Source organism: Arcicella lustrica (assembly GCF_034930985.1).
Lineage (GTDB): Bacteria > Bacteroidota > Bacteroidia > Cytophagales > Spirosomataceae > Arcicella > Arcicella lustrica.
In genome coordinates, this window is the sequence record NZ_JAYGIM010000005.1 from 139,609 (window position 1) to 150,864 (window position 11,256).

9 protein-coding genes are annotated in these 11,256 nt (G+C 36.3%); 2 read left to right on the forward strand and 7 right to left on the reverse strand.

The features are described from left to right. Window positions 1-3 precede the first annotated feature (3 nt). Together VB798_RS07385 and VB798_RS07390 are read right to left on the reverse strand one after the other, a co-directional pair. Window positions 4-1,518, reverse strand: a complete 1,515-nt coding sequence (locus VB798_RS07385) for a type IV secretory system conjugative DNA transfer family protein (protein WP_323257505.1) — start codon at window positions 1,516-1,518, stop codon at window positions 4-6. A gap of 464 nt (window positions 1,519-1,982) precedes the next feature. Continuing rightward, complete coding sequence (locus VB798_RS07390) at window positions 1,983-2,123, reverse strand: hypothetical protein (RefSeq protein ID WP_323257507.1); 141 nt, start codon at window positions 2,121-2,123, stop codon at window positions 1,983-1,985. Window positions 2,124-2,738: 615 nt separating this feature from the next. On the opposite strand from VB798_RS07390, the gene VB798_RS07395 reads away from it, so the two are divergent. Both VB798_RS07395 and VB798_RS07400 read left to right on the forward strand, forming a co-directional pair. Beyond that, window positions 2,739-2,990: a hypothetical protein gene (locus VB798_RS07395; protein WP_323257509.1), complete on the forward strand. Its 252-nt coding sequence runs from the start codon at window positions 2,739-2,741 to the stop codon at window positions 2,988-2,990. Between the two features lie 114 nt (window positions 2,991-3,104). Further along, window positions 3,105-3,986 (forward strand): hypothetical protein, encoded by an 882-nt coding sequence (locus tag VB798_RS07400; protein ID WP_323257511.1) that lies wholly within the window; start codon window positions 3,105-3,107, stop codon window positions 3,984-3,986. 1,009 nt (window positions 3,987-4,995) lie between these two features. Here VB798_RS07400 and VB798_RS07405 read toward each other — a convergent pair. The 5 genes from VB798_RS07405 to VB798_RS07425 all read right to left on the reverse strand — a co-directional run bounded on the left by VB798_RS07405 (window position 4,996) and on the right by VB798_RS07425 (window position 11,245). Continuing rightward, the gene (locus VB798_RS07405) at window positions 4,996-7,806 is read right to left on the reverse strand and encodes an SMEK domain-containing protein (protein WP_323257513.1); all 2,811 of its coding nucleotides are present in this window, start codon (window positions 7,804-7,806) and stop codon (window positions 4,996-4,998) included. A 308-nt stretch (window positions 7,807-8,114) separates the two neighbouring features. Then, entirely contained in the window at window positions 8,115-8,591 is a 477-nt protein-coding gene (locus VB798_RS07410) for a JAB domain-containing protein (RefSeq protein WP_323257515.1), read from the reverse strand. A 39-nt stretch (window positions 8,592-8,630) separates the two neighbouring features. Continuing rightward, window positions 8,631-9,557, reverse strand: a complete 927-nt coding sequence (locus VB798_RS07415; RefSeq protein ID WP_323257517.1) for a toprim domain-containing protein — start codon at window positions 9,555-9,557, stop codon at window positions 8,631-8,633. A gap of 66 nt (window positions 9,558-9,623) precedes the next feature. Continuing rightward, window positions 9,624-9,821 (reverse strand): helix-turn-helix domain-containing protein, encoded by a 198-nt coding sequence (locus VB798_RS07420; protein ID WP_323257519.1) that lies wholly within the window; start codon window positions 9,819-9,821, stop codon window positions 9,624-9,626. A 218-nt stretch (window positions 9,822-10,039) separates the two neighbouring features. Then, entirely contained in the window at window positions 10,040-11,245 is a 1,206-nt protein-coding gene (locus VB798_RS07425; RefSeq protein ID WP_323257521.1) for a tyrosine-type recombinase/integrase, read from the reverse strand. Window positions 11,246-11,256 lie beyond the last annotated feature (11 nt).

Consider the following 11,256-nt stretch of genomic DNA (forward strand, 5'->3'; position numbering starts at 1 on the left):
CGATTATGGTTGATAAAATTGATTGAAATTCATTTTGATATGGTTGTCACCGTTCATGATGACATCACCTTGGCGATGCATATAGCCTTCGACTTTAAAGTTGTTTTTCGGGCCACCTGTTTTGAGTGATATAAACTGCTCAGGACGGACTACCCTTTCTAGTTTAAATGATCGTCCTCTGGTGTGCGACACATTTTTGGCGACAGTAATACTATCTGATTGATCCTCAAAAAAGCTATCACCAATAAGTTCAGAAGCATAACGGTTAGTTTCAATATCCGCATTGGCATGAAATATCTTGGTCGCTAAAGTCCCAAGGAAACTTTTCACTTTGTATTCACTTTGTTTACCGCCCATGCTTGCATAAAGATTGGGCAGGTTTTGTGTTAGGTAAACTGTGCATATGCGACTGCTACGAGCCGTTGCCTGAAAATCTACATCGTGTTCATGAATAAAATTCTGTGCCTCATCTGCCCAAAGAAAAACAGGTCTGGAGTTCTCTGTGACATTACGTTTTTCCATCGCCCGTTGCCAGATATACTTAAATAAGATTTGACAATCACGCCCCACTTTATGATAGACTTTAACTGGCAGGTTGATAAGGATAATTTTTCCTTTCAAACTATCTTCCGGAGTAACGGTGGATAAGTCATGCCGACAAAAGAGAGAGTAAACAGGTTCACGCAACAGGCGAAAAAGAAACCCTGAAAATGTAAAATCGATAATAGAGCGTGTTTTATCACTCAGCGTTATATAGGTATCGATAAAAAACTGATCTAAAAATTTAAGCAGCCGGTATTCCGGTACACCGTCCAACATCTCATTTTCTAAGTTGTCATTAGTTATAATTTCCGTCCTTTCCTTATCAGATAGGTTACTCATCCAACTATCGATTTTGATAGTAATATTGTCGCGAGCTGCCTGAAAAGCTTTATCAAAGGCTTTAATTTCTCCGTCATCCGATGATAAGTCAATTTTAGGATCGCCTTTTGGTATTGTTTGGACGATGTTATACATTTCCTGTATAGAAACTTTTCCATAGGCTAATCGGCACAGATCAATGACGTTAAAGATCAACATGTCTAGTGCTGATTCCCAGAAACCATCATTACTCATTCCGCTATCTTTTTCCACTCCTGCTTGAATGACTGTTTTAAGAACATCAACTAAATTGTCAGTCAATTCATTTTTTCCATCTGTTTGAGATGCTTCGTATTGGAGAAAATTTAAATAATATTTTCCACGCGGCTCGATTACAATAAGATCATCCTCTCGTCCCGTAAGTTTGCAGTAATTAATCCAAACATCTTTTTCGTCTGGCTTTGCTGTCATTACCAATCCGCCAAATTTTTTCGAGAGGAAGCGAAGTGCCATCTGCCTCCCCGTGCCTGTCGTTTTTCCTGCACCTAGGCCCCCACAACAAAAAAGTCCCTGAACAGCTTCTCGGGTAGTCCATTGGTATTGTTCAGTACTGGAGGCAAGCTCCATAATTGGATCGTCCAAACTAAATGTTTCCATGATATCTCTATGTTATTTAATGGATTGGTATATCACTTTGAAGTTTTGGTATGTCCTCATCACCTTCATTACATGTATCTCCATTGGCTTATTGCATGAAGTTTGTATAGATAATCTGAATTAGAGTGAGATTTTGTGAATAGCTTTTGAATAATTTCATCCAAAAGCTGTCTACGATGTGACATGATCTGATTTGTCTTTATATAATTAGCTTTTTGAGATGGGAAATTGCGTCTATCACTAATGTTAAGCGAAAAATTGCTTTCTAGTATATTTAAAACTGGATTTATTTAAAACGTGATTTTGTCTCTCGATTGCTAATAAACAGCTGTTACAAGGCTGTGTTTGGAGTTGCGACATAGCGCAACTCCAAAAGTAAGTACCTATTTTCTGTAAAAGTTACCGTCAATCCAGTGCAGTTAGAATCTCACCGCATGAGATTCTAACTGCACTTACACCTAATCCTATTTTCTGTAAAATTTACCGTCAATGTAGCGCTCGTAAATCTCACCGGATGAGGTTCTAATTACACTCACACCTAATAATGAACTTTCGATTATTTCGCCACGAATAGTTCCATAAGCAGTTTTGACTTCTATGTACATGCTAATTGTGTTTGATTGTGAAAAATTGAACTGTTTTTTAAATTAAATGATAGGTTAATTAATGGTGGCTATTTAACCATCTATTACCCTCAAATCCATAGCTAATGCTTCGTTGGATCATATCGATCGTACCCATTTGCAGATCCACCTAACGGTTTCACGATCAATTGACCGGTATCACATTCTATAGGGATGTAAATTTGACCAGTGTTAGAATTGGTTAATGTCCCATCCGGATTTTGAACCATTCCATTTTTTCGTGCATCATCGATTGTTGTCATCTTGTTTTTTTTGTTTAGTGAAAAATTATGTTATTACTGGCTTGTTATCTGGTGCCAGGTAGACCATTCTCTTTGCCACCCCTTTTGGGTTGTTATGTCATAAAATATTAGAAACTGATCCTCTAAATATGGAGGGGAAGTATCGTTTTTTAATTTTTGATATCTCGGGCGATTAATTAGTATATTCATGTTTGTATTCAGTTATTTAAATAATATGTGCACCAATAGTAATGTCGTTGTATTTCAGTCTAAGAAAATTTTATTATATTGACTTTATAAAATGTTCAGGTATTATGACATCAAATAATCCTATTTCAACCGGAGATGCGACGTTATGATTAAGACAATTGCTGATTTAAAATATGGCACTGAACCAGAGCCAAACGCCCAAAACTACATTGAATGGCGTGCTAACCAAGTTGGTTCTGAGCCCGCCTCTTGTTATGTTGATGGGACATATGACATGTTGGCAAAAATTGAAACTATTACCACAATGGATAATTTCGATGAAATGAAAAAAGCGCTGACCGAGCTTTACAGCGAAAGATATGATTTCGTTGCTTTTGCCATTGGCTGTTCCATTTGATTAATTCGTTAATCAAAAGTCGGTAATAATGTTTTATGATAGAAAAGTCGGCTTGAAGATTTAAAAAATTACATTTTCTAAAAAAGTATACTTTTTCTAAATCCATATATAGGAATGAATACATATTTACTAAGTCGTTGGCAGGCAGTAGAGTTGTTTGCCAAAATCGTGGCGATAATTGAACAAAAAGACAAAGAAGAGATAAAGAAAGATTTACGAAGAGTATTGATTAAATACGGTAATGCCGAAATATCAAAGCAATTTGCAATCGAATTATTACAATCAATAGCAAATGATCGGGGCTCTCAAAACTATTATCCAAAATTTCTTTACGACCTTAGTAAGGAAATAAAGGAGAATCTTCCAATCATTCGGACAGAGGCAAAGCTGACTTTACTTTTAAACTGTGTCGATGAAGCTAATCAGCTTTCTCGCTATGAGTTGTTGGGTGTTCCAAATAAAAAGGAGGAGGCCTTCGAGAACAGTTTTTGGTGGCTATACTCGTATGAAAGATATAAACTGGGAAACTCAACCGATAATAATTTGGCGATTGGGAGATTTCCAGTTGAACTATTGCCCTTTGGTCATGCGACGATTGCTACAATAGATTTTAGAAACAACGATTATAATAAAAAACTGAATTACATAGGATCCTATCTTGTAAAGGACGGAAAACATCTCATTCTTAATGCTCGAACTGAAAATACAAAAGAAAGAGAGCTACGTCTTATTTTTGATATAGATATGGAAGAGCTTACAGTTGGTGAGGTCGCTTTGGGCTATTATCTCAATGCAAGTAGCAAAATTTATTTTGGCCCTATTATTTTGCAGAGAGCTCCGCAGTCCAAAGATGGCTTTAAGCCGGCTATTTTTACGAATTTTGATGAAAAAATAGATGTCAGAATTTGGAAATATTTTGATGGACTTCAGACAGTTCCTAATGAATTGCCAATGCGAATTAGAACCTTAAATGAATTAGATACTTTTATTCATTAATATAGCATAACCAATGGGACTTCATGTCCCAAGCTGTTCACTAACAAGCCAATGCCTTTTCCGTCAGCATACTCCCAACCTGCACCGACTTTGATCTACTCTGGTTTTTCAATTCCGTCTTTTTTTGTAAAAGTAGATGGTATGGATTAGCTGTTTCGTTTTATTTTCAGTTGGTGTTGTCATGTTATTTTCCCTCTTATGATTGGTTGAGAATAAAGCTGACAATGCTAAAATCATCGTCAGTACTCCAAAGTCTGAAGCCATTTCGTAGTTGGTTATGGCCCCAATAATCTAATGTGCTCGGTTGTACAGCCTTCACATACTCTGTAACTTATTGTGACTGCGAGACAACGGAAAAAACAAATCGATCGTCTTTATTCGAAGCTTTCAACCAATGCTGGATATGTCCAGCATATTGTGCCTCGAACATAGGTTAAAACTGTCAAAATCGGCATTTTAATACAGTCTGCTGACGGCCTATATGACGCTTCAAGACCTGTAAACATATCCGCTTTGATATGAGCAAGAACTCTTCCAGATCAGCATTCTACTGCTTTAGTTCTTTGATTAATGGTTTGGGAGCATCATGAAAATGATTTGGAATGCATTGAACACTCTATAGGTTTTCAGATTTCAGAAACGGGGTTTGTTTGATTTGGGTATCACTATTCTTTTCTTCCTGTTGCTTGACCATTTTGTCAGCTTAAACGATCTGTATGCCCTTCTCACCTTTGACAACAGAACCTTATCAGAAAAACATTTTAGCTATTGTTGTGTTTTGACGGATCGCCAAAACCAACATGTAAAACGAAAGTAACTTACGATATTGTTTGTAAAACACTAATGCTTTCTCTAACAAATAATTGAGAAATTTGATTTGTGGATTAGAAAACCATGGTTATAGTAGTTCAGCATATTAGATGTGGATTAACAAGCGAGGAAAAAGGTTAGATTATTGGTTTTTAAGCGAGGTTGTTTGTTGATTTTAAGACCTATTATAAAATTATTATTATTTGTCTTCATCAATTTCGTCAGATTTAAAGATTTTTGATATAGGTATTTTATAGAAAGTTTCCGAATCAATGCCTGCCAATGCTAAAATCTCCTCAATTTCTAAAAAACATTCTCCTTTTAAATCCATTTCGGGGCAATACATTGTAAACATACTCGCCTGAGCTAAAAAGGCTGTTACCAAAGTTTGATCATTAATAAGTCTCCTTGCCAATTTTATAGCTAACTCAAAACACACTTTCCATAAAGCACTCGCATCATCTAAATGCTCCATAAAAAGCTCCAACGCGTATTTATAACTCTTGTTACTGTAATCAATTTTACCCATCTTATCATGTAGCTTTGCCAAGTTGATAACTATTTGAGCCATTTTAATATCGTAGTCTTCGGGCTTATTTGTTGTAACATTTCGAAGATAATTAATACTTTTAAAGAAATAGCTTTCTGCTTCCTCCAAAAGATTGGCGTCCATAAAAATTGATCCATGATTATTCATTACCATGGCAACGTGAACGAGAAATCCCCGGTCTTTTACCGCCAAACCCAAATAACCTATTGTAACTTCCCAAGCAATCTCATCTGCTTTTGTAAAATTACGTTCTTTTAAATATACAATTGCTAAGCTATTCATAGTATTAAGCTTGAATTCTACAACGTCAACAGCATCTTGGTTAAGAAGACCAATTGTTTTAATTGCTTTTTTAAAGTACGATTTTGATGTTTTATAATCCTCTTTGTTCGCAAAAAGATCGGCGTACCTATTATAAATCCTAGCTAATTGCTCAGCATATACAGAGGGAGCAAGTTTAGTTAATTCGGTACTGATAACTATTGCTTCTTTAAAACAGGTTTCCGAGTCGGCAAATGCGTCCATATTTTTATAAAGACAACCTAAATTTAAAAGTATTTGGGCAACAATCCTTCTAAAAGTTGGTTCGTTGTCATATTCAATTGTGATTTCTTTATAAATACGGAGTGCTTCTTTATAAGCTTCAAGTGCTTGCTCATTTTGGACCATCCATTCATAAGCTGAGGCCATTGAATAAAACAAATAACCTACCGATGTCGTTATTTTTTCTTCGCCCACTAAGTTTGATATAAGAAATTCAGCCTTAGGCAAATACTTACTAGTTACTTCGTATTTTAACTCTGATAACTTTTCTGTGATATACTTTATAATACTAACAGCGTCAGAAAGGGTGGGAGAAAGTTTATAAAAAATAATTTTTTGCAATAAGGGATGCATAGTAAATGTACCATCTTCGTAGTTTAACCATGCTTTTCCTAAAAGAGAATTCAACTGGCTATTAAAATTTTGATTGGTTGATACCGCATCATTCATTGATTCGGCTAATTCATCGATTTGATAGCTATCGGGCAATAAATAAGCCCATTTTCTCAGTATAATGGCATCCTCATAGGTAACCTCAGTTAAATCAAATGTGATCATTAGGTGATGATATAACTGACTTTCTCCTTTAATATGACTTGTAAAAATGCTTTTTTGTAGCGAAGGATCATTTAGTTTTTTTGTCTTCAGGCGGTCTATAAAATCTCTTACTGTTACAACTGGTTTAACAGTAAGCAATGTTTTTGCCACGAGTTCAATCATTAAAGGGTGCCGTCCAATTTCTTTAAAAAGATCAAGCAGTTCTAACTCGTCTTGATGGTTTTTATACCACTTTTGAAATAATGCAATGCTGGCCGATTGATCTAAGTCAAATAATAAATAATTATCTAACCCATTGATTGGCAATTGGGACGTTCCAAGAATGTGCCAGTTTGGTGGACCAGGCATAATCTCTATTATTGTTGAAAATTCTTTACCTATATTATCAATTACAAGTAAATTCTCGCCTTCGTAATTATTAAGTTCGTTAATAATCAGTTCAAATTTTTCCCGGCTGTTTTTAACACATGAGAAGTCAATTTTTAGATGCACCTCTAAGTGGTGAAAGGCTGTGAAAAATGCTTCTTCTCGTTTAATGAGATTATCTTCATTTTCATTCTTTCTGATATCGATCCAAATAATTTTATCATAATTATCTCTGTTTATCCGTATGAACATCTTCGCTAATGCAGATTTACCAATCCCAGGCAATCCATTAATGATCACAGCACTTTTACTTTCGCATAAAAGATTTCTTATAGACTTAAGTTCAACATCCCTTCCCTGAAACTCGTCTTTGTGCTGAGGTATCAATCCCACAAATTGTCGTCGTCGCTTAATGACTCTTGTATCATCGTCAGGTAAATCATTTTTATAACCAAAGCTAGTGGCAATTCCGGATAACTCTCGAGTTAATAGTAGGTCAATTTTTTTAAACCTTTCCTGATCCGTTACATAAAGGTTTTTTATTTCTCTGATTAGCGTTTCAGGATAAATAATGTCGTTTTCAGGATCGAACTGAAATTGCTTTAACAATTGCAAAGACTTAATGCCAAATTTCACTTTGCCCTTTGAATTCAAGACTACTACTTTAACTCCCGATGAATAAGTGTTCCTTAGTTTGTGCTCTGAAAAAAGCCGTACAGTTTTAATGATTTTAGCTGAATCTAAGCGAGAGGTGATTTGAAATGCAATCTTAGATTTTATATCATCCGCGACATCGATACCCGGAAAGTTAAATTTTGAGTTGTTCTGGTTTTTTAAATCAAGATCATAAAGCAGATTCAAAAGAGGAATACAAAAATCTTCAGAATCAGTATTAATATTATACCGCCCTATCGAATTTTGAAAACTTATAGAAGTGATCCAACTTGCTATCATTTCAATGATACCATCAATTTTTTGTGACTGATTTAACATACTTTTTTGTAAGTTCAATAACCGATATTGTGGATGTTTAGTAATAACATTTAATATAGAAAACAAAACAGGAATATGAAACAAAACAGGAATAATTCTTTCTTGGCTTAGAGGTTGATCGGAATGTTAACTTGCTACATCCTCAACCTTATTAAACAAGGATTTATAATTATGTGTGTTGGGAAGTTATAACAAATCTTAACTTTGTTTTTAATTCTCAAGATTTCACAGATATCAGCAATTATACTTGACTTACTCCCCAGTTTAACTTCAGTGAAGAATCGTGATCGCAGATAGTGAATGGCCTATCAGGGCAACGGCGTTTGCAGCCTATGCCCTTTTTCCCAACCCGTAATATGTCCGTTTTCGGAAAAAGAATAATAACCATGTGGTGTAACTATAAGGTGATCGACAACCGGTAAATCCAGAATTTGCCCAGCCTTAACCATACGTCTTGTCATTAAGATATCGGCATCACTAGGCTCTAATACACCACTGGGATGATTATGAGCTAAAATCAGGCGGTTTGCTTTTGCTTGTAAGGCGGTAGCAAACACAATTTTTGTATCAATTATGACACCGGACATACCCCCTGAACCAACTTCAGAGATGCCTAAGCAGTTACACCTATGATCCAGTAACATGATTTTAAATTGCTCCAGAAGTTCGATCTTTCCGGCATCCCAAGTGCTATGTAGAACATCATAAGCCACCCAGGGTGCATCTATTTTTAACCGATCATGGTAAGGCGTTTTGTTCTTATAGATGATTTCAATTTCTGACACCTGAAACAGAGATTTTAGATCATGTGACATATTATTCTCCTACAAGGTTAGATTGTGTTTGTGCATGTGCCACGCATTAACATCTTTGTGTGGCGCATACATTCTGTTCATTTTGATATAGCGTATGTCATCTTCTGTTTTAAAGAACTCGCCTAAGATGATGTCGGCTTTTCGTCCGGTATTATCATTATCCATCCATGTGTAAGCGGTCTTGTAACCGTAATTGTGGATGTATGCGAAAGCTTGTTTGATACAGGAAACAGAATTAAGAACGATTGTATCTTCTTCAAATGATTGTCCATCTAAGTCATGGATAGCGGAAAGATAATCCATGAAGCCTTCAAACAAATGGATGCCATCCGGCTTCGGCTTCTTTCCACGAATAAATGTGATACCTTTTGGTTTAAGTGAACCTTTGAAAAAAGGGTTACGGATTTCGTATCCGCCGTCTTCATTTGCAAATCCAAGAGCGAAGATATTCTTCTTGGTTTCTTTGTTTTGAACTTGAACTTCTTTCAAGTGTTTTTGGGCTAATTTTAATCCTATCCCACGTTTTTCAAGATATAGAACTAATGCCCTATGCTGAATGGTTTTCTTCGATTTTAAAATTAAACCTGGCTGTTCTTCAACGTGCTTGTCTACATCTATAAGCAAGGAATGTATAGTGTAATTATCACCTGCCATGTTCTTGATCCAACGCAGTGCATCCTGCATGGTGTCCGCTTCATTGCAAGATCTTAAATAATGGCTTGCAAAGGCAATTAGGTCACCACCAGCCCCTTCTCCATAATCGTACCAACTATTGGTTTTACGATAGACGTAGAAGCTAGGTGTTTTTTCTTTTCGCAACGGTGACGAATAAAGTACTTTGCTTTCTGTCACTTTATGCGGCTTGATATCAAGTTTCTCCAGAATTTCGAGCATAGATATAGACTTCGCATGATCAATGTTCATGGCGTTCTCCACAATACAAAATATTTTGAAATATCGAGGAAAGCAAAAGTGCTCAGCACAATTCGCTTTTCGATCCTTTTATGATGTCAGGCGTTCATCGACAAACTTTTTCAAATCAGACATCCGATATCGGACCGAGCGTCCGATTTTGATGCAGTCAAGCTCGTATCGCTTAGTACATTTCCAGACAGCAAGGGTTTCGGGTGAGATACCGAGATATTTGGCAGCTCTTTTTCGGTCTACAAGATCATCATTAGTTGATAGCTTATTGTTCATATTTATTCCTCGCTCAACAAAACATTCAAAGATTTATCTGCTAAATCTTTAATAGAGCTTTGGGAATAAATCATTCGACCACAATTTGTCAACTCAATCCATGATTGATTAATGAAGGATAAGCTATATTAAACGAATTAGGATTTTTTTTTCAAATTACACCTGTTACCAATTGATCAATATTAATTGAACACAAATACATAACTGAAAAACATCCCTTAAAATACGAATTCCAGTATCGCTTGTTGGGATACTCCATCAAGATAATTCGCGTAATTTTGCATCATTTCTACCCTCTTGGATAAAAAATGAGCCCTGTCGTAAGCTCTATCAGTACTTTTTTGGGGTATATGGGCTAATTGCCGATCAGCGATTTCATGATTATACCCAAGTTTTTCCTTTAATATGCCAAGTGCAAGTGCTCTAAACCCATGACCAGTCATGCGGTTGCTAAAACCCATTCGTTTTAACGCCATTAAAATTGTTCCCTTACTCATTGGTTTTCGAGGTCTTGGCAGGCTTGGGAAGAGATGCTCACGATGTTTATTAAGCTCTCTCAATTCTTTCAGTATTGCAATTACTTGAAATGACAGCGGAACAAGATGAGGGCTTCTCATTTTCATACGTTCCGCTGGGATAATCCAAAGTGCACTCTCAAAATCAATTTCATCCCATCTGGCCTCGATGAGCTCGGACGTTCGAACGAATGTCAACAGCATAATTCGTATTGCCAGATAAGTTTGTCGATAGAGACGAGTTTTGTGATTATGTAGAGCTACCAATAATTTAGGTAATTCTTCAATATCGATGGATGCAAAATGTCCCTTTTTATATTTTTTTAAGGCTGTTTCGAGGCCGATAGTCAAATCGCGGTCAATGCGTTCGGTCACAATTGCGTACCTTAAAATATGACTAACTAACTGCTTTACACGTCGGGCCATTTCAGGTGCAGTTTGTTCTACTTTTTGTAAGCACAGCAGAATAGTTATAGGCTTCAATATATTGAGTGGATAATGGCCAAACTCATCGAAAGTGTACTTTTCCAATCGATGCATGATAGTCTTTGCATAGCGTGGGTCCCAAGTCTCTACTCCTTTACTATGCCATTCTTTTGCAACCTCTTTGAACGTTGTAGCACTTTCAAAAGCAGCTTCTTGTTTTTTCAAAGCCTTTTGAAGGAGTGGGTCAATTCCTGTACTAAGCTCATTTCTAATCCGTTGTTTTTCTTCTCTGGCTTTTAATAGAGAAATCTTGGGATAAACGCCTAAGCCAAGACGCTTTTCCTTTCCATGCAATCGATATTTTAAGCGCCAGTATTTTCCGCCGGTTGGAAGTACTTCTAGATATAACCCTTCACTGTCTGAAAGCTTGTATGTTTTTTCCTTTGGCTTTGCTGCCTTGCATTGTGTGTCCGTCAAAAACATGTTGAGCCACC